The organism is Ruegeria sp. CDSC079 (genome assembly GCF_059610505.1).
In genome coordinates, this window is sequence record NZ_JBXWNT010000003.1 from 131,741 (window position 1) to 155,638 (window position 23,898).

At 54.3% G+C, this 23,898-nt stretch carries 21 protein-coding genes; 10 read left to right on the plus strand and 11 right to left on the minus strand.

Going from position 1 to position 23,898, the window contains the following annotated elements; translation table 11 throughout:
- The first annotated feature begins 11 nt into the window (after window positions 1-11).
- The 4 genes from AC2FIC_RS06475 to AC2FIC_RS06490 are packed head-to-tail and all read left to right on the plus strand — an operon-like array spanning window position 12 to window position 5,605.
- Window positions 12-806 (plus strand): SapC family protein, encoded by a 795-nt coding sequence (locus tag AC2FIC_RS06475; RefSeq protein WP_496691562.1) that lies wholly within the window; start codon window positions 12-14, stop codon window positions 804-806.
- 38 nt (window positions 807-844) lie between these two features.
- Window positions 845-2,167 (plus strand): TolC family protein, encoded by a 1,323-nt coding sequence (locus tag AC2FIC_RS06480; protein WP_496691561.1) that lies wholly within the window; start codon window positions 845-847, stop codon window positions 2,165-2,167.
- Window positions 2,164-4,311, plus strand: coding sequence for a type I secretion system permease/ATPase (locus tag AC2FIC_RS06485; protein WP_496691560.1), 2,148 nt, complete (start codon window positions 2,164-2,166; stop codon window positions 4,309-4,311). Before AC2FIC_RS06480 ends, AC2FIC_RS06485 begins: the two co-directional genes overlap by 4 nt.
- Window positions 4,295-5,605, plus strand: a complete 1,311-nt coding sequence (locus AC2FIC_RS06490; protein WP_496691559.1) for an HlyD family type I secretion periplasmic adaptor subunit — start codon at window positions 4,295-4,297, stop codon at window positions 5,603-5,605. The genes AC2FIC_RS06485 and AC2FIC_RS06490 overlap by 17 nt, the downstream gene beginning before the upstream one ends.
- A gap of 77 nt (window positions 5,606-5,682) precedes the next feature.
- Here the strand turns inward: AC2FIC_RS06490 and AC2FIC_RS06495 are convergent, their stop codons facing one another.
- The 7 genes from AC2FIC_RS06495 to AC2FIC_RS06525 form a co-directional block, all read right to left on the minus strand.
- Window positions 5,683-7,449 (minus strand): ABC transporter ATP-binding protein, encoded by a 1,767-nt coding sequence (locus tag AC2FIC_RS06495; protein ID WP_496792074.1) that lies wholly within the window; start codon window positions 7,447-7,449, stop codon window positions 5,683-5,685.
- A gap of 252 nt (window positions 7,450-7,701) precedes the next feature.
- A complete protein-coding gene (locus tag AC2FIC_RS06500) occupies window positions 7,702-8,403 on the minus strand; it encodes a response regulator transcription factor (protein WP_142636417.1) in 702 nt (233 codons plus the stop codon).
- Window positions 8,403-10,268, minus strand: a complete 1,866-nt coding sequence (locus tag AC2FIC_RS06505) for a PAS-domain containing protein (RefSeq protein WP_496691557.1) — start codon at window positions 10,266-10,268, stop codon at window positions 8,403-8,405. The genes AC2FIC_RS06500 and AC2FIC_RS06505 overlap by 1 nt, the downstream gene beginning before the upstream one ends.
- 104 nt (window positions 10,269-10,372) lie before the next feature.
- The gene (locus tag AC2FIC_RS06510; protein ID WP_496870059.1) at window positions 10,373-11,905 is read right to left on the minus strand and encodes a sulfatase-like hydrolase/transferase; all 1,533 of its coding nucleotides are present in this window, start codon (window positions 11,903-11,905) and stop codon (window positions 10,373-10,375) included.
- A gap of 72 nt (window positions 11,906-11,977) precedes the next feature.
- Window positions 11,978-13,813 carry a carbamoyltransferase family protein gene (locus AC2FIC_RS06515; protein WP_142636420.1) on the minus strand — a complete coding sequence of 612 codons (1,836 nt, stop codon included), beginning with the start codon at window positions 13,811-13,813 and terminating at the stop codon, window positions 11,978-11,980.
- Window positions 13,814-13,817: 4 nt separating this feature from the next.
- Window positions 13,818-13,967, minus strand: a complete 150-nt coding sequence (locus tag AC2FIC_RS06520; RefSeq protein ID WP_142636421.1) for a DUF5989 family protein — start codon at window positions 13,965-13,967, stop codon at window positions 13,818-13,820.
- 16 nt (window positions 13,968-13,983) lie between these two features.
- Window positions 13,984-14,388, minus strand: a complete 405-nt coding sequence (locus tag AC2FIC_RS06525) for an SxtJ family membrane protein (protein ID WP_496689252.1) — start codon at window positions 14,386-14,388, stop codon at window positions 13,984-13,986.
- 191 nt (window positions 14,389-14,579) lie between these two features.
- Here AC2FIC_RS06525 and AC2FIC_RS06530 point away from each other — a divergent pair, with 191 nt between their 5' ends.
- The 4 genes from AC2FIC_RS06530 to AC2FIC_RS06545 are packed head-to-tail and all read left to right on the plus strand — an operon-like array spanning window position 14,580 to window position 18,490.
- Window positions 14,580-15,704: an MlaE family lipid ABC transporter permease subunit gene (locus AC2FIC_RS06530; protein WP_496691555.1), complete on the plus strand. Its 1,125-nt coding sequence runs from the start codon at window positions 14,580-14,582 to the stop codon at window positions 15,702-15,704.
- A gap of 1 nt (window position 15,705) precedes the next feature.
- Window positions 15,706-16,521 carry an ABC transporter ATP-binding protein gene (locus AC2FIC_RS06535; RefSeq protein ID WP_271949003.1) on the plus strand — a complete coding sequence of 272 codons (816 nt, stop codon included), beginning with the start codon at window positions 15,706-15,708 and terminating at the stop codon, window positions 16,519-16,521.
- A gap of 5 nt (window positions 16,522-16,526) precedes the next feature.
- A complete protein-coding gene (locus tag AC2FIC_RS06540; protein WP_496691554.1) occupies window positions 16,527-17,843 on the plus strand; it encodes an MlaD family protein in 1,317 nt (438 codons plus the stop codon).
- Window positions 17,840-18,490, plus strand: a complete 651-nt coding sequence (locus AC2FIC_RS06545; protein ID WP_496676899.1) for an ABC-type transport auxiliary lipoprotein family protein — start codon at window positions 17,840-17,842, stop codon at window positions 18,488-18,490. The genes AC2FIC_RS06540 and AC2FIC_RS06545 overlap by 4 nt, the downstream gene beginning before the upstream one ends.
- 19 nt (window positions 18,491-18,509) lie before the next feature.
- Here the strand turns inward: AC2FIC_RS06545 and AC2FIC_RS06550 are convergent, their stop codons facing one another.
- From AC2FIC_RS06550 to AC2FIC_RS06560, 3 genes are all read right to left on the minus strand, one after another.
- Window positions 18,510-20,447, minus strand: a complete 1,938-nt coding sequence (locus AC2FIC_RS06550) for a vWA domain-containing protein (protein ID WP_496691552.1) — start codon at window positions 20,445-20,447, stop codon at window positions 18,510-18,512.
- Window positions 20,444-20,983: an RNA polymerase sigma factor gene (locus AC2FIC_RS06555; protein WP_496691551.1), complete on the minus strand. Its 540-nt coding sequence runs from the start codon at window positions 20,981-20,983 to the stop codon at window positions 20,444-20,446. Before AC2FIC_RS06555 ends, AC2FIC_RS06550 begins: the two co-directional genes overlap by 4 nt.
- A 61-nt stretch (window positions 20,984-21,044) precedes the next feature.
- Window positions 21,045-22,625, minus strand: a complete 1,581-nt coding sequence (locus AC2FIC_RS06560) for an FMN-binding glutamate synthase family protein (RefSeq protein ID WP_496870062.1) — start codon at window positions 22,623-22,625, stop codon at window positions 21,045-21,047.
- Between the two features lie 87 nt (window positions 22,626-22,712).
- Between AC2FIC_RS06560 and AC2FIC_RS06565 the strand changes: the two genes are divergently transcribed.
- Both AC2FIC_RS06565 and AC2FIC_RS06570 read left to right on the plus strand, forming a co-directional pair.
- Window positions 22,713-23,210 (plus strand): fluoride efflux transporter FluC, encoded by a 498-nt coding sequence (locus AC2FIC_RS06565; protein ID WP_496870064.1) that lies wholly within the window; start codon window positions 22,713-22,715, stop codon window positions 23,208-23,210.
- Entirely contained in the window at window positions 23,207-23,569 is a 363-nt protein-coding gene (locus tag AC2FIC_RS06570; RefSeq protein ID WP_496691548.1) for a fluoride efflux transporter FluC, read from the plus strand. Before AC2FIC_RS06565 ends, AC2FIC_RS06570 begins: the two co-directional genes overlap by 4 nt.
- 16 nt (window positions 23,570-23,585) lie before the next feature.
- Here the strand turns inward: AC2FIC_RS06570 and AC2FIC_RS06575 are convergent, their stop codons facing one another.
- Complete coding sequence (locus AC2FIC_RS06575) at window positions 23,586-23,894, minus strand: cytochrome o ubiquinol oxidase subunit IV (protein ID WP_496676890.1); 309 nt, start codon at window positions 23,892-23,894, stop codon at window positions 23,586-23,588.
- Window positions 23,895-23,898: the final 4 nt, after the last annotated feature.

A 23,898-nucleotide genomic window follows, 5' to 3' on the forward strand; every position in this document is an offset into this window, starting at 1 on the left:
AAGAGGTAGCAATGGCACAGAATGGCCTAGTTCCGATCAATTTCAACCGTCACAGTCATCGGTATTGGAAGCGTTTTACATCTTATGACTTTGCAGCTGAACGCACCGAGAGCGTGATGGTGGAAGAAGAGGTGCTCCAGATTGCAGCCACTTTTCCGATCGTGTTTCGCAGGACCGGCCCAGAAATTGAGCCGATTGCTGTATATTCACTTCTTGCTGGTGAACCCTCGCCATTTGTTTCAACAGAAGGGCGTTGGCTGGCCAGCTATATTCCGTCCGAACTGCGCAGCCACCCATTTTCGTGCCGCCGATTGGATAACAGCAGCACCTTTCAGCTGGTGGTAGATGAAGGTTCAGGCCTGTTGACCGAAGAGTGCTCTGACAATCCCTTTTTTTCAGCTCCGGATACGCTCGGCACTGAATTGAAAGAAGTTCAAAACTTCCTGAAAGCGCGCGCAACCTCTCAGATTAGAACAACCGAAATTTGCAAGATGATAGACGCATTTGGGCTGTTTGAGCCCTTGAGCGACAATTTGGAATTAGGCTCTGCACATAACTGGTTGCAAATCAACTCTGCACGCCTGGAACAGCTACCGGCAAACTGCAAATTGGAACTGGTCGAAACAAAAGGCTTACGCCTGATCTATGGCCATCAGGCTTCATTATCCAATCTCAGATGGCTTTTTCAGGCGCAAAAGCAGATTTCCCAGGCCGGTGCATCTGTAAAATACACCGAAAATTCAGAACTTACCGGTTTCATGAATGCATTCGCCCAAGCCCAAACCGATGACGTAATCTGGTCCTAATGAAGTGTGAATGACAAATGCCCACATGCGGTCGCTTTTTGAGTTTTCTGATTTCTGCTCTCTCTTTCAGCATAGTATCGGCCTGTACCCAGCCACCTGACATTGCCGGGGTCGAGGCTTCTTTTTCGACCGGGGCCGTGGGTTTCCGCGCGCAGGAACCGTCTCAGAAACTGACCACAAGCTCTTTTGGCAAGCGCGTACGGCACGCCGTCGAGACCAGCCCCAACCTGGCGCGATCTATGTCCGCGCTGGATGTGGCCGTAGCCAATCACGACGCGGCAAAAGGGGCCTTTCTTCCGCAGGTATCACTTGGAATCAACGCCAGATCCGAGCGGGTAGACTCGGACACAGCCGACGTGACCCCTTATCTGCGGATCTCACAGCTCGTTTATGACGGGGGGGCCGCATCCGGTGATTTGACTGCTGCAAAAGCACGGGTTTTTGAAAGTCGCGGCGGCCAGTTATCAACAGCCTCGGCAACCGCTCTGGCTGCGATTGAGGCCTATATAGTGGTCTTGGATTTACGGAAAATCCTGGATATTTCGGTGAAAAATGTGGAAGTCCACCAACAGCTCGTTCAACAAATTTCCGAGAGGGCTGCATTAGGCGCTGGTTCGAACGCCGATGTATTGACAGCGCGGTCGCGGATGGCCGATGCACGGACGCGACTGGCGGATGCAAAAGCCAGAGTGGACCTCGCCGATGCCCGTTTTCGTGAAGTTTTTGGCAGCCCGTCAGTTGATCTGCAACCCCCAGTCAAAGCGCCGACGATCTCACAATCGGATCATAGTATCGTAACGGGAAGCCTGCAGATTCGACGCTCAGAAGCGGCCCTGCTTGCCGCCAAGGCAGAACGTGCTGCCGCTTTGGCACGCCGTCAACCCGGCGTGAAGGTTTCGGCATTTGCGGATCGGGATGATAGCAATGACGCAAATATCGGGGTCGACCTGTCCTTCAATTATGAGCTGGACTCTACTGGACAGCGCCGTGCCGCCATCACCGCGGCTGAAGCCAAAGTCCGCGAAGCGGAATTCGTTCATCAATCCCTAACGCGAGAAATACAAAGAGAGCTGGACACAATTCGCACTGACCAAATTGCTGGAGCACAACGGCTTAGAGAGGCGCGAATTGCTGCGCAGGCGAATGCTGACAGTGTTGCGGCGGCGCGCGCGCAATTCACAATCGGACGACGCAGTCTGATCGAAATCCTTGACGCACAGCGCGACTATGTGAATGCGCAGGAAAGACTTATCCTAGCCGAACAGAACTATTTCCTGACAGACTACGCAATCCTTAGTTTGACTGGTGACATCCTGGATCTCCTTGGCATTTCAATCAGTTCCGTTGAGGGTTCCCAATGAAACAATTAACACCTGCCTTCGCAACGGCCGAGTTATCGTGCTTTGAAAAATGCCTGATGCACGCTGCGGCCCATCTTGACTGTCCAATCACTTTTGCCGGGATCCTCGCGGCCCAAACAGGCTCGAACGGAGAGCTTACAATCCGCGATTCATTGGAACTGGCACGGCGTGTTGGGGTCCAGGCGGGATACGGAAGAAGGGCTTTGTCAGCTTTTGACAACACTTTGGTTCCTGCGTTGTTGATTCTTGAAGGGGGAAAATCCGTTGTGTTTCATGGCCGAACCTCAAATGGTCGGGTTCTGATCTATGATCCGGAGGTTGGCACGGAAATAGGTCAAATTCAGCAAACCGATCTATCAGAAGTCTATACAGGGTTTGCGATCCTGCTGCGGCGCAATCACCGTGAGGATTTAGCCACGGGGTCCAGTTCTGCTTCGGGCCACTGGTTTTGGTCCGCTATGGCGGCAAATCGTTGGTCTTACACTCAGGTTGCGCTTGCGGCGGCGTTGGCAAATCTGCTTGGTCTATCTACCTCGGTCTTTATCATGGTCGTCTATGACCGTGTTTTGCCAAACGAAGCCACAGAATCTCTGATTGCTTTGACAGCAGGTGTTGGGATCGCGCTGCTTTTTGATTTCGTGCTCAAACTCCTGCGGGCAGGATTCATAGATCGGGCTGGCCAGAAAGCAGATATTTCGATGGGCCGTAGAGTCTTTGACCAGGTCCTCAACATTCGCATGAAGGCGCGCACAGGTTCGACAGGGGCCATGGCCAGCACCATTCGTGAATTTGAGACACTCCGTGAGTTTTTCACATCCGCCACCTTGGTGGCAGTCGTGGATCTACCCTTCATAGCATTGTTTGTCTTTGTCATTTACTTGGTCGGTGGCCCACTTGCACTTGTTCCAGCTCTGGCTGTGCCTGTCGTTTTGCTAGCAGGCATCATCGTGCAACCTATACTTTCTCGCCTTGCCGAGAAAAGCTTCATCGATGGTCAATCCAAGCAATCGGTTCTGGTCGAAACTGTATCCGGGTTGGAGACCATAAAAACGACAGCGGCGGCCCGGCTCATGAGGTCGCGGTGGGAGGCTGCCATACAGCTTCAGTCATCACATGGCGCGCGCAGCAGGGCAGTGACTCAATTTGCCTTGAATCTGACCGGATTTACCCAACAGGCCGCCCAGGTCCTTATCGTTTTCTACGGTGTTTTTCTTGTGATGGATGGTCAGGCAAGCATGGGCGCGCTTGTTGCTTCGGTCATGTTGACCGGGCGGGCTCTTGCGCCTCTTGGGCAACTGGCACAGACCCTGACACGGGTTAATCAGGCCCGAAATGCCTATCAAAACCTTAATGCCTTAATGCAGGCCGACAGTGAACGCCCCGAAGGGCGGAGCTGGATCAGTCGCGATCGCTTTGAAGGGAGATTAACCTTCGAAAATATCCAGTTTGCTTATCCCGAAAAACACGACAACGTCTTGTCCGGTGTTTCATTCACCATCTCGCCCGGAGAGAAGGTTGCAATCCTTGGTCCGATCGGCTCGGGGAAAAGCACGGTCGCGCGGCTAATGCTTGGCTTGTACGATCCAGACGCCGGGTCTGTTCAATTGGATGGGGTCGATATCAGACAAATTGATCCAGGTGATTTGCGGCGCAATATCGGCTCTGTTCTGCAAGATATTTGGCTGTTTTCCGGGTCAATCCGCGACAATATCAAAAGCGGCGCAATCAGGCCAAGGGATGAGGACCTGATTTGGGCGGGGCAAGTCGCTGGGGTCGAGGATTTTGTCTCTCGCCATCCCGGAGGCTATGACCAAAATCTGGCAGAGCGCGGTGAGGGATTGTCAGGGGGACAACGGCAGGCCATCGCCTTGGCCAGAGCCTTGATTGGTAAACCTCCGGTTCTTCTTCTGGACGAGCCAACAAGTGCCATGGACGTCAAAACCGAAGCTGAGGTCATACAGCGGCTCAAAAAGGCGACCCCCGACACAACTATGCTGATCGTAACCCATCGAACCAGCCTATTGGAACTTGTCGATAGGGTTATCGTCATAGAGGGCGGCAAAGTACGGGTAGATGGACCAAAAAGCATACTGTCACAGCATTCCGGAAAGCAACGGAGGCATCTGAATGTCGCAGCATCATGACCTAGCCTCGCTTGCCCGGGAAATGCGAGGCGGGTCACCGGTCAGGAGTTCATTGCTTCTCTTGGTAATCCTGACTTTCCTGGCGACAGCAGCGTTTTGGGCCCATTTCACTGAACTTGATGATGTCACCCGTGTAGAAGGCCGCATCGTGCCGTCGGCGGATGTTCAGATGATTGAAGCTACGGAGTCCGGCATTCTGCAGTCATTGAATGTCCGAGAAGGCGAGGTTGTTGAAAAGGGGAAGTTGCTGATGGAGTTCGATACCACCCAAATCGACAGCAAGCTCAGCCAAGAGGAACAGCGTGCATATGGCTTGAGAGCCCGATCCCAGCGCCTGCAAGCTGAGATAGACGGGACCGAGCTGACATTTGATACGATCCTGGTCCAAGGTGCGCCGACTGTTGTTCAGTCTGAGACAGCTCTGTTTCAAGGCCGGCGATCAGAGTTGCAGGCAGAAATCTCAATTCTGATGAGCCAACGGGAACAGCGGTTAAGAGAATACGAAGAAGGGCTTGTCGATACGGTGACCGCGTCCGAGACTTTGAAAGTTCTGGCCGAGGAACGGGCAATCATTACCCCCCTAGTAGAACAGCAGATGGAACCCGCCACGACACTATTGTCTTTGCGACGCAGCGAGGCTGAGTGGCAAGGCCGCCGGACCAGGGCTGAAGCCGCTACCAACCGTCTGAAGACAGGATTGGAGGAAATTGATGATCGGGTTCGGGCGACACAAAGCAGGTTTCGAAGCGCGGCTTTGACCGAACTTGCATTGGCAACTGCGGAACTGGCTACTCTGGAACCATCGCTGCCAGCCTTACGAAACAGAGCGGAACAGGCGCAGATCAGGTCGCCGGTACGCGGCATCGTAAATCGCATTCACCGCACGACCATAGGCGGTATGGCACGGAGCGGTGAGGAACTGATCGAAATTGTACCGCTGGATGAGTCTTTGTTGGTCGAAGCCTATGTCCGCCCCGAAGACATCGCATTTCTGCACCCTGAACAGTTGGTTCGGATCAAGATTACTGCCTATGATTTTGCTCGATACGGGGCCTTGGACGGGCAAATTATCCGTATCGGGGCTGATACCGTGACGCGATCTGAGCGGGACGATGAAGAAGTTTTTGTCGTGGAAATCCGGACCAACCACTCGATGTTGGATGGGAACGGCGTAGCGGTTGAAATTATTCCCGGCATGATTGCCGAGGTGGATATTCTTGCGGGCAAGAAAACCGTTTTGGACTACCTGCTGCAGCCGATTGTCAAAATCAAAGATCAGGCCCTTCGTGAGTAGTAATTGACCGGGCCAACGCCCATTACTTCTCGATGCCGTTCAGAATCTATGTGGGACCCCGCCCATTCGGACTGAGCTTAGGATCCCGGAAGCTTGAATTGCTGGTCAAACAGTTGGCGGAACGTCCCGTTATGTTCGATTAGCGCATCAAGGTTGCCTTGTTCGATTACTTCACCGTCTTGAACAACCATAATGGTATCTGCCTGAAGCACAGTCGAAAGCCGGTGTGCAATTACAATGGTTGTTACATTCTCGGTCAACTTATCCAGCGCAGCCTTAACAAGCGCCTCAGATTCCGCATCCAAAGCACTGGTGGCTTCATCCAAAAGCAAAATCTCGGCATTGCGCAGAATTGCCCGCGCGATCGCCAGACGCTGTTTTTGACCTCCAGAAAGAAACGCGCCGTTTTCGCCTACCTGCGTATCGTACCCATTTGACAACTGTGAGATAAACACATCGGCATGGGCAGCTTTTGCAGCCTCAATCACCTCTTCATCGGTGGCACCAGGTCGTGCATAGCGAAGGTTTTCCATCACAGTTGTCGAGAACAGGAATGTGTCCTGGCCCACATAGGAAATCTTGCGACGCAAAGACGCAAAACTCACATCGACAAGGTTTTGGCCATCAATTTCCACCTTGCCCTGGTCGGGATCATAAAACCGCATGATCAATCCGAATATCGTGGACTTGCCCCCCCCGGATTGACCAACCAAAGCTGTGGTCTTGCCCGCCTCGAAAGTCAGGTTCATATCCTTGATTACTTTTTGCTCGCCTTGATAGCCAAAGGTCACGTTGTTCAGGCGTATTTCACCCGGGCCGGATTTCAGCTTCTCGGGGTTCAAGCTTTCGACCATCGGATCTTCCTGATCAAGCAGTTCGAACATCATCCCCACAGGCACCAGGGCAGTTTCAATCACGACACGCGTTTTTGACAAACGTTTGGCCGGTTCATAAGCCATCAGAAGGGCTGTGATAAATGACATCAGCTGGCCCGCCGAAGTCGGCTCGCTGCCGGTAACATCAAGGGTGCTGATGATAAGAATACCGGCAATCGCGACACCGGCCAGAAGCTCCATCAATGGGCTGGCAATCGACTGCAATCTGGAAATCGAGTTTGCCCGCTTTTCAACCGACCTGATCGCTGCGTTCATACGATCGGTCATGTTGTCTTCCAAAGCAAAGACCTTGATGACCCGTATGCCAGCGGATGTTTCCTGAAGAACCTTGATGATTTCGGACAACGCCTTCATTTCTGACTGCATGATCGACCGTACACCTTTGAGAATGTAACGCACGCTCAAAAGCGCAACGGGACCCACAAAGAAGAACAGAATAGACAGCATAGGCTCTTGGTAAATCATCACGAAAACCAGCCCAACCAGAGTCAGAGCATCGCGCACGAAACTGGTCACCATAACGTCGATAAGCCGCCGCGCGGCCTGAGCCCCATGGGTCACACGCATAAGAAGGTTGGACGATTCTGTTTCCGCAAAGAAACCAACACCGCGTTTCAGCAGTTTATTGTACAACTTTTCCTGTTGCACAGCGATGATCCGATTGCCTGCACGCGCCAGAAAGATCGACTGGATATAAGAGGCGACCGCCTTACCCAAAAACAAACCCACCACCGCGGCGGCAATCAGGTAGACTTTCGATTTCATCTCAGGCGTGGTCATCGCATTGACGATGTTCTCCATCATCCAAGCGGTTCCGGCCGTTGTCGCTGCGACGAAAATCATTGCCACCATGGCAACACCGTACAACCAACCCTGCTTCCGGAGACTTTCACTCAAAAGTCGACCGAGATGGCTGGATCTCCAGTTCGCTAAGGTCTCTTTGATCATTTTACGCTCCAAAACCTTTTCGAATTCGATATCTGATCACGTTTCAACCCAAGTTAGCCTTAGCCAAAGAACCGCGCGGTTGTGTTAGTTATGCCTGACTGTGCCGAGAATCCAGTGCCTGCCGACAGATTATCAACACGCGACCGACAATAACGGGGTGGCGACCGCAATATCTACTTTAACGCCCCTACGTTCCGACAGCTTATGAGCCCGTTTCACACCGAACGCCAGATGCACCCAGCTTCGTCATCATCATCGCCAGGCGACGTCGCCCAAAAAGATGTACCCTGCCCCATAGATGGTTTTAATCAATCGCGGGTTCTTGGGGTCCTCGCCCAGTTTTGTTCGCAATCGGGATATTCGCACGTCCATGGCCCGGTCAAAGCTGTCGCCCGCGCCTCCCCCGAGCGCTTCTTGCATCTGCGACCGGCTGATCAATCGTTTAGGACTATCTAGAAACAGACGTAACACCTCGGCCTCGGCGTGGCTGAACGGCGTTTCTGATCCGGAACCATCTTCAAGAACATAGCGGTCGAAATACGCGGTCCAGCCGTTGAATTCTGCGATCTCTGACTGAGGCGCTGGTGCCCGCGATGATCGAAGCCGCGCCCGGATACGAGCGACCACTTCGGCTGGATCAAAGGGTTTGGTGATGTAGTCATCCGCGCCAAGCTCCAATCCGGTGACACGATCCTGTACCTGTGCCCGCCCCGAAATAATGATGACTGCGGCACCTTGTTCCAAAGCCAGGCGATGAACAAGTGCCAAGCCGTCTGTGTCCGGCAAAGACAGGTCGACCAGACACACATCGGGCACCACTCTTTTCAACGATGCTTCAAATTCACGAGCACGGGAAAAACTTTGAGTGCGGAACCCCGCCTCTTCCAGTGTGTCGGTCAGGATACGACGTATCTCAGGCTCATCATCTAAGATGGTTACCAGCGGTTGGTTCATCATGCGGCCTCATTTCGGATTAAGGCAGTAAGCTGCGCTTGTGTGAACGGTTTGCGCAGAACTGGTGCCAAGGCCAGTGCCTGACGATGCAGCGGGTCAGAATAAGGCAGCGATGTCATTAGAATACACGGCAAAGATGGGTCCAGTTTCTGCAAAAGGTCAAGCCCCGTCTCTGGTCCTTCCAGCCGAATGTCGGACAATATCAATGCAATGTCTTCGATCTGGTTCACCAATGAAAGCGCCTCATCGGTTGAAGTCGCCTCAATCACGGTGAACCCCATCTCCACAAGCATGTCACGGAAATTCCGACGAAGTTGGCTGCTGTCTTCAACCAACAGAACCAGCCCTTCCAGCGCCGGCGGCGCGGCGCGATATGGTAACCGAAGAACCACCATGGCACCGCTTGGTGTATTGCGCAGGCTCAGATTTCCACCGGTCAGTTTGACCGTATCGTAAACCATGGGCAAACCCAAACCCGATCCCTTGTCACCCTTTGTGGTGAAGAAAGGATTGAGTGCCTTGCCAAGCGCTTCTTCCGAAAAGCCCGGCCCTGTGTCCGAGACCGAAATCTCGACCCAGGTTCCACCAATCGTATGCGCGCTGATCGTGATCTGACCTGTTTCTCCGCAGGCATCTCGCGCATTCAGCACCAGATTCAGGATGGCGTCCTGCATCATCCCCTGATCCAGCATAAGTGCCACATCCGGCAATGTATTCACGACCGAAAGCCCCATGCCACGCGGCAGTGACGGCGTGGCGAGAATACGCAAATCCTCGAGCAGGGCACGCATATCCGTGGCTTTGGGATGCGGTGTTCGATTGCCGGTCATGCCTGCTATGCGGTTCAGCAACTGCCCGCCGCGTTTAGCAGTCTGGCGCGTGGCGGCCACCAGCTTTTGTGCGCCTTCCGGCAGGTCCATTTTATCAAGCTTGGCCTGCATCCCCAGTATAATTGTCAGCAAGTTTGAGAAATCATGCGCAAGACCGCTTGTCATTTGCGCCGCCATTTCCCGGCGGCGTGTTTGTTGCAGGGCCACACGGGCTTGCGTTTCTTCAGTGATGTCGACTGACATCACATAGACACCGCCTTCGCTGTCGGGCGTGAACGAAACACGGATTCGACGTGAATCCTGACCCTCTGTGAATTCAAATACCGTGGCTTCCCCGTCGTAGGCACGGTTCAGGTTCTGTTCGATCCGCGCAAATGCGGCCGGTCCCAAAGCGTCAGAAATATGCATCCCAAGAATCTCAGAGGGACGGCCGGGCAAAACCGAACTGAGCTTGCGATTGGAATAATCGTACCGCCCATCGGCATCCAGATGCGCAATATGCGCTGGCATCATTTCGGTTGTCATCCGGGTACGGGCTTCGATTTCGGTTAACTGACGTTTTGCCTCTTCCAAAGCCGAAATGGTCGACGCTAGCTTTCTGTTGGTCGCTGCCAATTCCTCGGCCCGGGTCAACAATTCGTCCGACAATTCTTCGGAACGCGCCCGCAATAGCGCTTCGGCCTGTTTGGTATCCGTGATGTCGGTATAGACCGTTACCCATCCGCCGTTGGGCAGCGGTGCACCCTCGACCGAGATCACCTGCCCATTCGCCCTGACGCGCTCAATATAGTGCGGTTCAAATGTGAGGGCTTGACTGACCCTATGTGCGACGATGTCCTCGACATCCTCATCATGGCCATACTCGCCGATGCTCGCCAGAAAATGTATTGTGTCACGGAACAACGCACCCGGCCGGACCAGATCATCCGGAAGGTCGAACATCACCTGAAAAGGCCGGTTGCAAAGCACCAGCCGCAACTGACTGTCGTAGATCGACAACGCCTGACCGATCAGATTCAGCCCAGCTGTCGTCATTGCCTTTATCTGGTTATCTGTGATGTTCAATCTGCCCCCTCTCTGAAGCTATGCGTAACATCAGATTGATCGCAGGTGTAGCAGAGACAGGGCAACATTCCCGACTAATGCCTGAGCTTGGATTTTGGCCCCTCTTTGGTGATGGAATGCAGGGAAAGCGTATGGTCCATATTTCGCATACGGTGCCGCAGCATCTCGCGCCCCAACCTGGCCAGGTCTGTTGCGTATTCCGGGTTGCTCGCCACGTTTTCCATTTCGCCGCGACGCAGGTGGTCAAACAAAAGCGGTGGCAGGTTTGCCGCAAACTCGACCAGCGTAAAACGTTCGTCACGCAAGATGGACAGGCATGAATCGCTACTGCCCGTTCCCAATTCCTGTTGCCAAAGGGTTGGATTTTCCGGCTCGGCAAAGTCAAGCTCGCTGAAAGAAAAGCTTCGCCAATCCTTGGGTCCCTGCCTCTGCAGAAACGGCATCAAAGACCGCCCATCCATAGAATTCGGGATACTCTGGCCCACCCAATCCAAAATGGTTGGCGTGATGTCAATCGACTCGGTCGGTGCCGTCACCACGGCTCCGGCCTGCGCCTGATTGCCTGGCATCCGGACCAGTAAAGGCGTGTGATAAGCTGCGTCATAGACGGTCATCTTACCCCAGCTATGTCGATCACCCAGCATTTCACCGTGGTCAGCTGTGATTACGATCAATGACTCATCATATTGATTGCTGTCCTTGAGAAACTGGACAACGCGGCCGATATGATAATCGACCTCTGTTGCAAGGCCCAGATAAACAGAGCGCAGCGCCTGAATATTGGCCGTGGAGGGTTGCACCTCATCAAAACCCAAAACGAAATCCGAAGCCGAATACCGAGCCATCGTTGGTCCAAAAAACGGGTGTATTGCCAGTTCATCTTCTGGGCTGACATGACCAACCGGCCGCGGCAACGCGACGGGATCGTACATATCGTTATAGGGAGCGGGTGCGACCAAAGGAGGATGAGGCCGGATATAGGTCAGATGCGCAAACCAGCTTTGGTCGCCGAAGGCCGCGATACTGTCCAGAAAAGCGTTGGTCAAAAAGGCGGTGTCGCTGTCTTCGGCGCGGTACACCGCCGGGTCGTTCAATTTGGATGGCTCACCTGAGGTTGAAACAGGTTTGTGCAGATCCCAGTATGAGTCGAACCTGTAACCTTTTTTCAGCAAGTCAGCGCGCCAGGGATAAGATTCTTCAAGCCGCATTTCCACGACCTCTTCAAACCCCTCCATGGGACGTTCGTAAGATTTCAGGATCGGGTCATTGGCATCGTAAACCCGTGGGTCAGCCGAGGTGTCGGTATACCCGTAGAGCAAGGGCAGATATCCCGCCTTACGCATCTCGGTTGCGATGTTTGGCGTGTCGTGCCGCAAAGGCGTTCCATTGCGAACCGATCTATGATTCATCGCATATTGCCCGGTCAGGATGGACGCACGCGACGGGCCACAAGGGTTAGTAACCGAGAAATGGCGCTGAAACGTTACGGCCTCGTCCATAAAAGCGCGCAAATTAGGCAAATTGACATGCTCGGCCAGCGCGCCGGTCAGACAATCTGCCCGAAGCTGGTCAATCACGACAAACAAGACATTTCCGCGCTGCCGCATTCCCTGCCCCCGATTCCACCAAATAGGTCTCAGGGGCAGACTGTGTCGCGGTTCCGCCGCTTGCGCAACAGATTAGTCCAGCTCGTATTTTGTCTCGTAATTCTCCCTAAGCGCGGGATCCTGATCTTCCTTACGCAACAGGCAGTTCCCGATGGACAGGACCTCGATATCCGTTCCCATGAAACAGCGGAACGCATCGGTGGGCGTGCACACAATCGGTTCGCCGCGCACATTGAATGAAGTGTTCACCACCAAAGAGCATCCGGTCAGTTCTTTGAACTTTGAAATCAGCGCGTGATAGGCTGGGTTGGTCTCTTGGTGGACTGTCTGGATACGGGCAGAATAATCAACATGGGTCACAGCAGGGATGTCAGATCGTTTGACGTTCAGTTTTTCAATCCCGAACAGAGCGTCTTCTTCCTCGGTCATCTTGCGCCGGATTTTTTCCTGCACATCCGCCACGATCAACATGTAAGGGCTATCGCCATCCAGTTCGAACCAATCGGCTACGTCTTCGCGCAGAACGGATGGGGCAAATGGGCGGAAGCTTTCGCGATACTTGACCTTCAGGTTCAGCGTTTTCTGCATCGAAGCTGACCGTGGATCGCCCAGAATGGAGCGGGCACCCAACGCGCGCGGCCCGAATTCCATCCGCCCCTGGAACCAACCAACGGCCTTACCGTCAGCCAGCGCCTGCGCCGTCTGGTCAATCAACTCACCATTTTCATAGGTGGAAAACTTCGCACCGGCCGCCGCCAGTTCTTGCGCTATGTCGTCATCTTCATAACGCGGACCAAGATAGGCCCCCAGCATCTGATCACCCGAGGTCACTTGCCGCGGCTGCGCTAGCTCTTGATGCCAGGCCGCATAGGCAGCACCCAGCGCCCCGCCCGCATCACCCGCTGCGGGCTGCACCCAAACATTGTCGAAGGCGCCATCGCGAAGAATTTTGCCATTCGCGACACAGTTCAGAGCAACGCCTCCGGCCATGCAGAGGTTGCGTATACCATGCTCTTTCGCCAGGTCCCGAGTGATCCGCAGCATGATCTCTTCGGTCACGGCCTGAACCGAGGCGGCAATATCCATGTGGAACTGCGTCAGCTGGTCGGTTTCGGCTTTTCGAACCGGTTGGTCGAACAGCTCTTCCATCGCTTTGCTCGTCATGGTCAGACCAGCTGTATAATTGAAATACTTCTGGTTCAGGCGGAACGAACCGTCCTCTTTCAGGTCGACAAGATGCTCAAGGATCAGATCCTTGTATTTGGGGTCGCCATAGGGCGCCAAGCCCATGACCTTGTATTCACCAGAATTCACCTTGAACCCGGTGTAATAGGTGAATGCAGAATACAGCAGACCCAGCGAATGCGGGAAATGCAGCTCTTTCACCATGGTCAGCTCGTTACCGCGACCAATACCCACGGTGGTGGTTGCCCATTCTCCGACTCCATCGACAGTCAGCACGACCGCGTCTTCGAAGGGCGAAGGATAGAACGCACTGGCCGCGTGACTGATGTGGTGCTCGGCGAACAGCAGTTTTTCGAGATCGAATTCCGGGTCGATTTTGCGAAGCTGCTTTGCAAGCAGATCCTTGAGAAACAGCTTCTCTCGCAGCCAGACCGGCATTGCCATGCGGAAGGAATTGAACCCGCGTGGCGCCACCGCAATGTAAGTCTCGATCAACCGTTCGAATTTTAGAAACGGTTTGTCGTAGAAAACCACATTGTCGACGTCTTCAAGCGCAACCCCCGATTCGGCCAGCACGTAATTGATGGCTTCTACCGGAAATCCGGGGTCGTGTTTGCGCCGTGTAAAACGCTCTTCCTGCGCGGCCGCAACGATCTTGCCGTCGCAAAGCAACGCCGCTGCGCTGTCGTGATACAGCGCCGAAATACCTAAAATGTATGCCATGTGATCAGAACAACGTGTAGACGAAAGGTGCAATCGCCGAGCCTTGGCTCAACACGATCAATCCACCAAACACACCCAAAACGATCAGAATGGGCAACAGCCAGAATTTCTTTCTGACTTTCATAAATGACCAGAGCTCGGATACGAATGTCACGCCTGGTACTCCCTTGTTAAAATTGCTGTTTCATGCTGCCGGGCTGCTCTTCACGAACAATCCAGTAGCTATCTGATGAACTGTCCAGTTTCTGTGACAGCAGGTCTTTTCCCAACAGGCGCGTAACCAGCCCAAACGGGACAAACGTAGTGATAAACACCAAAAACATAACGATTGGGGCCACAATCGCACCCAAAAGCATGCCGAGTTTGAACCAAAGCCGGTTCGGCACCTTCAGAGTAGCGGGTGCAAAAACTGTCAAAGCCAGAATAACCCCAGCGATAACCATTGGGATCAGGCGCACCGACCCTCCGCCCCACAAAGGCCAAAGAGCGATAATTAAGAAGACAGCGGTGAAGACGTAACCAAAGCCCCGTTCGGACCCGATTTCGACTTCTACCTTCGCGTGATGATCAGACATTGAACACAACCAAAATAACCAAACAAAAAACCTGCGCAAAGAATAACACTACTGGTTGCCGAAACAAGCCTTTTGCAAGCTCACACCATCATTCTTGCGATGAATGCCATCTTGCATCGCCTGATGGCTAAATACTTGAAGCGTGACAAAAACCCGTTGCAGCACCATGCAGATTCACATCAGATACCCCCATGACCCCGCCTACATTCACAACTGACCTGGATACGGATCAGGTTCACCTGCAGATATCGGGTGATCTTCACACCCAATCGCTGGATATGGTTGAGCGTGAATTCGCGAATTTCCATCCCAACGGCGGAACGGTCATAGTTGATTTGACAGGCGTTAAGGCACTCGACACTGGCGGGGCTTGGCTGATTGCCAGCCTTGTCCGCAAGGTGAAGTCCAGCGGCGGGCAGGTCGAGCTGCACGGTGCAACCGCCGCGCATTCCGCGCTGATCGAAACGGTTTCCCGCAACATGCCGGACGAATCCGCCCCTGATCCCGGAAAGCCAGATTTTCTGGATTGGGTGGCACGTGTCGGCGAGCGTACAGTTGGTGGCTGGAAAGACAGCTTGTCGTTGCTTGAGTTTCTGGGCCTGACGCTACATCGGCTGGTCCGCACAATCTTGATGCCGCGGCGTCTGCGGCGGGCTGCGCTGGTATCGCAGATGGAAGAAACCGGTTTGAAAGCGATTCCGATCGTTGCCCTTATGGGTTTTCTGATCGGCGTTGTACTAGCATTTCAGGGGGCCACGCAGCTCAAACAGTTCGGGGCCGAGATATTCGTGGTCGAATTGATCTCGATCTCTGTGCTCCGTGAGCTGGGCATTTTGTTGACGGCAATCATTGTTGCGGGTCGCTCGGGATCTGCCTTTACAGCTTCCATCGGCTCGATGAAGGTGCAAGAAGAAATAGATGCCATGCGGACGCTGGGCCTGGATCCGATCGAGGTTCTGGTCATTCCACGCGTTGTGGCGTTGCTGATCATGCTGCCAATCCTAGGGTTCATCGCCGATATCGCCGCCTTGATTGGCGGCGGACTTATGAGCTGGATCGACCTTGGAGTCAGCCCCGGAATGTTCGTGACCCGCCTCAAGGAAAACACCGGCATCTGGCAATTTGCCATCGGTATGATCAAGGCACCTTTCTTTGCGCTGGTCATCGGTATCATCGCCTGTTGGCAGGCCTTACAGGTTAAAGGATCGGCACAAAGTGTTGGGCAAAGAACCACCGCGTCCGTGGTCCAGGCGATCTTCTTGGTGATCGCACTGGATGCCATGTTCTCGATCTTTTTCTCGGTACTGGGGGTCTGAAATGGACGGTGTAACCCGCGAACAGATGCCGATTGGCGACACCCAGCGCGAGGCGGTGATACGGGTCCGCAATCTGACCAACCGGTTCGGACCGCAGATCGTGCACCAGGATCTGAATTTGGATGTCTGGCGGGGCGAAGTACTGGGCATTGTCGGCGGCTCGGGCACGGGCAAATCCGTCTTGCTCCGCACCATCGTCGGCCTGAACAAGCCGGCTGCGGGAAGCATCGAAGTTCTGGGCGTCGACGTCCTGAACGGCCCCGAACAAGAGAGGCGGCGCATCGAACGCCGCTGGGGCGTCGCCTTTCAGGACGGCGCGCTTTTCTCGTCGCTCACCGTGTTGCAGAATGTCGTAGCCCCCCTGCGCGAGCATACAGGAATTAGTGAAAGCCTTATGTCGGCGCTTGGCGGTTTGAAAATCAGCTTGGTCGGACTGCCGCAGCTGAGCTGTGGCAAATTCCCGTCCGAACTGTCGGGCGGGATGCGCAAACGTGCCGCTTTGGCGCGCGCGCTGGCGCTGGACCCTGAGATCGTATTTCTTGATGAACCAACGGCCGGTTTGGATCCCATCGGCGCCGCTGCTTATGACGACCTGATTGGCGAGCTCCAGCAAGCGCTGGGTCTGACTGTGTTTATGGTCACGCACGATCTGGATAGCCTTTATGCGATTTGCAACAGGATCGCAGTTCTTGCAGAAAAACGTGTTCTGGTTGATGGTCCGATTGAAGAGATGACCAAAGTCGATCATCCTTGGGTCCAAGAATATTTCACCGGCCCCCGGGCGCGCGCAGCACAAAAAAAGGGTCAGGACAGGTAACACCCATGGAAACCCGAGCAAATTATATCCTGATCGGTGCATTCACCCTGGCTGGAATACTGGGTGCGTTTGGCTTTTTTCTATGGCTGGCCAAATTCGAGGTTTCCCGGCAATACGCCTATTACAATGTACTGTTCGACAATGTTTCCGGCCTGTCTGCGGCAGGTGGCGTCAGTTACAACGGACTGCCAGTCGGGCAGGTAATCTCCCTTAACTTGGATGACGAGCACCCATCCAAAGTGCGCGTCCGCATTGAAGTAGACGCAAGTATCCCGGTGACCGAGGATACCGTCGCCCAGTTACAATCGCTTGGGGTCACCGGGGTCAGCTATGTGGAACTGACCGGAGGTTCGGCATCGGCCAAACGACTAGAGCAGGACAGCCTTATCAAAAGCAAACGCAGCACCATCCAGTCCTTGTTCGAAGGTGCCCCTAAACTGTTGGAAAAGGCGATTACGCTGATCGAGGATATCGACAAGGTGGTGGATGACAAGAACCGCCAGCAGGTATCTCAGATTCTGGAGAACGTATCTTCGGCCACCGGAAGGTTGGACAAAACCCTTGCAGATTTCGAAAACTTGTCCTCAGATTTGGGTGGCGCAGCTAAAGAAATTTCAGCCTTCTCAAAACGCCTCGAAAAATTGGCAGACACCGCAGAAACAACGCTGGAAGCCGGAACAAATACATTAAATAGCCTGAAAACCGCATCCGACACGGCTGTATCGGCCCTAGACAGCGCAAAAGATACTTTTGACGCAGCAGATCGCATCATGCAGCAGGATCTGCATCCCTTCATCGAACGGGCCTCGACCCTGGCAGACCACCTTACGGTCCTGACCGAAGATGGGCGCGTCGCGCTGGCCACGGTTTCCGAGACTTTCGTGAACGCAAACAAAACGCTTGGCTCCGTCACTGGTGCGATGGAAACAGCAAAGGGCACTTTGACCTCAGCTGAACGCGCATTTGACTCGGCCAATGAGGTGATCAACAAAGATATCGGCGTCGTCATGGATGATGTCCGCAATGCCGCCAACCAAGTGGCGTCCACGGTGACGAAAGTGACAGACAGGCTTGATGATATTTCAGCCGATATCCTCAGCGCGTCCAAATCGGCCTCGGAACTTTTGGGAACGATCGACGGCATCGTTCAGGACAATCGCCGTCAACTGTCCGATTTCATGCGGGTTGGCCTGCCACAATTCACGCGTTTCATAGAAGAATCCCAACGACTGGTGATCAGCCTCGATCGACTGGTGGACAAAGTTGAACGCGACCCCGCCCGTTTCCTTCTTGGGACCCAAGCATCGGAGTATCGTCAATGATCAGGCATTTGATTATGACCGCAGTTTTGGCGTCTTTGGGGGCGTGTACTGGACTGGAAACGCTGCGGCAGGCCTCAGAACCCAATGATCTCTATCTGCTGACACCCAAAAGCACGTTTTCTTCTTCGCTGCCACGCATCCAGAAACAGATCGTGGTCCAAGAGCCAACCGCGACTGCCGCGGTAAACACCGATCAAATTGCAGTTCAGCCGACACCTTTGCAGGTTCAATATCTGCCGCGTGCCAGATGGGTGGATCGTGCGCCGCTGATCGTCCAGGCGCTTTTGGTCGAAAGCTATGAAAACAGTGGACGGGTATCCGCCGTGGGTCGTTCGACCGTGGGGCTTCGTCCGGATTATGTGATTGTTCCCGATCTACGCGAGTTTCAGGGCATTGTCGTTAACCAGGATGGTGAAAGCTCGACCGTACGCGTCGAAGTTCGCATGAATATCAAGATCGTGGACGAGTTCGACGACAAAATCATCGCTTCGAATTCGTTCCAAGAGAACATAATTGCCAAAAGCAACCAGACCGAAGATCTGGTTACTGCCTTTGACGTTGCTCTGGGTAAAACCATGCGGGATGCTGTCGAATGGAGCATTCGTAGAATTAGTGCCCATACAGCCAACAACCCTAGGTCATTCTAGTTTCTCCCAAGCCCGGACCTTACTCAGCCAGCGTCTGGGCCAGACGCATCAAGGTGACAGCTTCAGCCCGATATCCGAAAGAATCCTCACCTCGGGACAGCGTGGCCAGATCAATGGCATCCGCATAGGACCAGCCGCCAAGATATTCTCCGCCCCGGAGCAACTGACCAAATCCTGCAATCGCATAGGAAAAGCGGATGTCATCCGTGACTGTCCCTTGTCCGGGTAAGATAGGCTGCTCCATCAGATTGCTTTGATCTTCACCAGGAAGCTTGTAACGCATTTTGAAGAAACCAATTTCCGCTGAATCATCCGATATGGATTGTTCAGCATACCGCAACGGGCCGTTTCTGATCGCATCGGAACCAACTGGCGTGACCTCGTAGATTGCCGTTACGGTGTGACCTGCTCCAATATCACCAGCATCCACTTTGTCATTTGAAAAGTCCTCGCGCTGCAGGGATCGGGTTTCATAACCGATCAGTCGGTATTCAGCGATCTGTGACGGGTTGAATTCGACCTGGATTTTGACGTCGTTGGCGATGGGGAAAAGCGCCCCGGTAAGTTGATCGACCAATACCTTTTGCGCCTCAACCAGCGTATCGATATATGCCGCCTGCCCGTTTCCGTTCTGGGCCAGAGCCTGCATGCTGGTATCGTCCAGATTGCCTCGGCCAAAACCCAGAACGCTTAGGAATGTACCACTGTCGCGCTTGCGGGCGATAAAATCCTTCAGGGCATCAGGGTCTGACAGACCCACATTGAAATCGCCATCGGTGGCCAGAATTACGCGGGTCACCTCACCGTCCGCAGCCATACCTTCTGCCACTTGATAGGCTTGCTGCAACCCGGCCTGCCCCGCTGTCGAGCCACCGGCTTCGAGCCTGTCGAGGGCTGAGAGAATGGTCGTCTTTTCGGCTGCCGCGGTCGGTGGCAAAACCTGCCCGGCACTTCCCGCATAGGTGACGATCGAAACCTGATCTTCCGGACTGAGTTCAGACAGCATCAACCTGAAAGACTGTTTCAGCAGCGGCAATTTGTTAGCATCCTGCATTGAGCCCGATGTGTCGATCAGGAAAACCAGGTTCAATGGAGGACGGTCTTCGATCTGGGGCATGACCCCTTGGATGCCGACATGAACAAGCTGCGTCCCCTCATTCCAAGGCGTCGGTGTCACGGTGATCGTAGAACGGAACGGTTCCGCCCCATCAGGCGCCGGGTAGGAATAGGGGAAATAGTTCACCATCTCTTCAACCCGCACCGCATCCTTGGGCGGCAGATGGCCATTCATCAAAGACGACCGAACAATGGCGTAAGAGGCGGTATCTACATCAATCGAAAAAGTCGAAACCGGTTCGTCCGTCGTGATCTTCAGCGAGTTGCTGTCCGCGTTGGCGAAAGTTTCGGTATTCTGTTCCGGCGCGGGAACAGTCTCATGTTGAAGGTCAAATTTCCCGACCGCCGATGCCGGCGCGCGCTGTAAAAGGTCCGCAGCCCCCAGCTGCGCAACGGCCCCCTGCCTCTTGGCGGAAGGTTCGATTGTTTCTTCAATCACAACAGGCGCCTCAACAACTGGTTCTTCGAGATTGGCCTCGGGCATATCCGCCACCAATAGGTCAGACTCCTGCCGTGCGTCGGCGCGGTCCTCGGACCAGGGCAGTGGCGCAACAACCTCGTCGCGCGTCTGCGGCAAGATCACAATCAGAGCCACAGCAGCAACTGCGGTGGTAGCGGTCAGGACACCGCGATAAGAGAGGGCATTCAACATGGCTTTCGCTCCTTCTGTCAGGCGGGCTATGAGGCCGCGCTTGACAGTGGGACGTCGCGCAGAGGTCGATCCTTGGATATTATCGAATTTTTTTTGCGCCTGGCTCAGATTTTCAATCCGTCGCGACGCATCCGGGGTCGGCGTGGCGGCGTCCATCAGCATCTTCAGCTTGTCTAGTTCATCGGTCATTGTGCCAATTCCTCTTGCCGCAAGGCTCGCAGCCGTTTGCGGATATCTGACATCCTCCAGGACACTGTCCCTTCGGAAACACCCAGCACCTCTGCAGCTTCTGCATGAGTCATCTCATCCTCGAGGGTCAGGGCCAGAGTGTCTTGCAAGTCCTGTGGCAGGGACCGCATGGCCCGTTGCAACCAATCGACAGCCTCGGCCGTTTCCTGCACCTCGGCCCGGCGCATCTGCTCTACATCCCCCCAGCCGTGGGCCGCCTTTGTGTGACGGGTCGCGCGACGGCGTGCATCCTCGGCTGCATTGACAACAACACGGTACAACCATGTCGTAAACCGGGCTTCGGCACGAAAACCTACGATCTTTGACGGCAAGGCGGCGCATATATCCTGCGTCAGATCTTCGGCCTGATCCGCGCGTCCTGTCAGTCGAAAAGCCAACCGAAAGACCCTGTCGTAGTGGCGTGCCAATAGCGTGGCAAACGCATCAGCGTCCCCTGCAGCAGCGGCCTTTGCCAGATTCTCATCCGATGTTTTCATGCGCATCACAATGGGTAAGACGAACCAAAAACATCAATCCTTGGCAATGCACACAAAAAAATCAGAAATGATCCGCCGATGCGCGATTCCAGTCCTCTGCATATTCATCCGGAAGCGGAGCCTTCAGCAAAGCGCCTTCTTCAAGATGCAAATAGAGTTCAGCATAAGAGCGATCTCTTTCATCTGCAGTACGCCGAAGGATGTCCGAAGGGTGAAGTTCGGAGACCTTTTCCTTGCCCATGGCGCCCAGCAGCTCGCGAAAGCTCTCTAAAGTCGCGTCGTGATAGCGATGTACCCGTTGTCTTTTTTGCGGAACATTCACAGCGCGGCCTCGGACCGGATCCTGTGTGGCCACGCCGGACGGGCATCGGTTTGTGTTGCAGTGAAGCGCCTGAATGCATCCCACTGCAAACATCATTGCCCTTGCCGCATTACACATATCGGCCCCGAGCGCGCATTTCTCGATGATGTCATAGCCTGTGGCGACTTTGCCCGAGCAAATTATGCGGATCTTATCGCGCAAATCCACACCGCGCAGACAGTTATTCACGAAAATCAACGCCTCGTTCAAAGGCATGCCCAACCGGTTGGTGAATTCTACAGGGGCCGCGCCCGTGCCGCCTTCGGCACCATCAATGGTGATAAAATCAGGCAGGATGTCTGTTTCCAGCATGGCTTTGCATATCGCTAAGAACTCGGACGGACGACCAATGCACAACTTAAACCCAATAGGTTTGCCACCCGACATCTCGCGCAGATTTTGAACGAAATTCATCAAGCCGGTAGGTCCGTCAAATGCGGAATGAATTGGCGGAGAGATCACGTCCTGATGCAGGGGAACACCGCGTATCTGCGCAATCTCTTCATCCACCTTGGCCGCAGGCAACACCCCCCCGTGCGAGGGCTTGGCCCCTTGCGACAGCTTGATTTCAATCGCCTTGACGACCTCGTTCCTGGCTCTTTCGGTGAATTTGTCTTTGTCGAACCCGCCATCCGGTGCGCGGCATCCGAAATACCCAGTGCCAATCTGCCAGATGATATCCCCACCTTCGGCCAGATGGTGCGGCGACAGACCACCCTCACCCGTATTATGCGCAAAACCTCCATCCTTTGCCCCACCATTCAACGCTCGGATTGCATTGGCGCTGAGGGCACCAAAGCTCATCGCTGAAACGTTCAGGCGCGAGGCACTATAGGGTTGGGAACATTGCGGCCCGCCCAACATCACCCGTTCTTCGCTTTCCGGCACATGTTTGGGCGCAAGCGAGTGATTGGCCCTGTGGTATCCAACGGTTTGGATGTCGTATTGGGTTCCAAATGCCTGGGTATCAACCTGCCCTTTGGCACGGGAATAAACCAGACTGCGAATGATGCGGTTATAGGGACGGCCGTTTTCGTTGGTTTCAACAAAATATTGCCGTATCTCTGGGCTGACGAATTCCAGCATATACCGGAAATGTCCCAGAACCGGGTAGTTATTCAGTACGTTATGTCTGGTGGTCAGTAGATCATAGAGACCGGTCACCGCGTATGGGATTAGAACAATAAGAAACCAATGAGCCGGTGGCCAGAAAAACCCAGCCAAAACTGTCAATGGCAGACACACAAGGCTCAATACGTAATAGAGTCTGCGTACAATCATTCGTGCTCTCCCAATATGGCGGTACCCTGTGTCAACGTGAAACAAATTCGCGATTATACGCAAGCCTTTACGCCCGAAATCACGTAAATGGTGAAACTTGTGATCCGCCATGCGCAGTTGATCCCGGCCGCGCCAATCGGTATCCCGGATGGCAGGGCAACGCGGGCAGGATCATTGGCTGTGAAAAAATCGCAAACAGCATGGGCCACGGCTCTCATGTTCTGCGCCGTTTTCACGGGTGGCGCGACTGGGTCACTGGTCAGAGAAGCGTTGTCGCTCGGGATCTCGGGCCTGCCGATCCTGACCGAGACCTTTGGCATCAATATAGCCGCATGCTTTGTGCTTGGCTGGTTATACGCCATCCGACACCGGGTACATGCGCACGTCCTGCATCTGGGCGCGGTTGGGTTTTGTGGCGGGTTATCTACGTTTTCCTCATTTGTTGCGGAATTGGAACGTCTGGCAGAGGTCAGTTTCGGGCTTGCCCTAACCGCAGCGGGTTTGGAAATTGTGGCGGGTCTTTTTGCGGCGATTTTGGGTGAAACCGCCGGGCGTCGCTTTTCCCCGCGGAGGTGGTCAGAGTGAGCGATCTCTATCTGCATGCAATGTTTGGTTTAGGCGGCGGTCTGGGCGCGGTTCTGCGGCACTGGATCGCCATTCGAATTCGCCATGACCTGCCCGTTGCAACGCTGATCGTGAACGTCTTTGGCAGTCTGTTGCTTGGGCTTTGGGTCGGGTATCTGGGCGGACCGACGGGCGTCAGCCTGGAGGAACAGCGCCTGGTGTTCGGCTTTTGTGGCGGCTTCACCACTTTCTCCAGCTTTGCCTACCAGTCCCTGGAACTGCGGCGCGAACGCACAATCGCTACGGCGGCGGGCAATATCGTGCTGAGCCTCTTGCTGTGTTGGGGCGCGCTGTGGCTTGGGCTGATGGCGATGCGCTGATCCGGTGCAGCCGAACCTACATCGGATAAGTATGCATCCGCACCGCCAGATTCCCCATTATCCAGACCGTCCCAACAATGATGATCAATAGAACCATCGTGGAAAACAGGACTAGGTCCAGGTCCTCGCGGCTGCTGCGTCGACGGTCGATATGCAGGAAATACACCAGTTGAACAATCAGCTGCGCAAGCCCCAACAAACCGATCGACAAATAAACACCCTTGGTCTCGATCCCGAACGTATAGGCAATGGTAAAGACCGCCAGTGTCAGCAGCAGCGATCCGCCATAACCAATCACATATCGGCGGCGTTCACGTCGGTGCATTTCG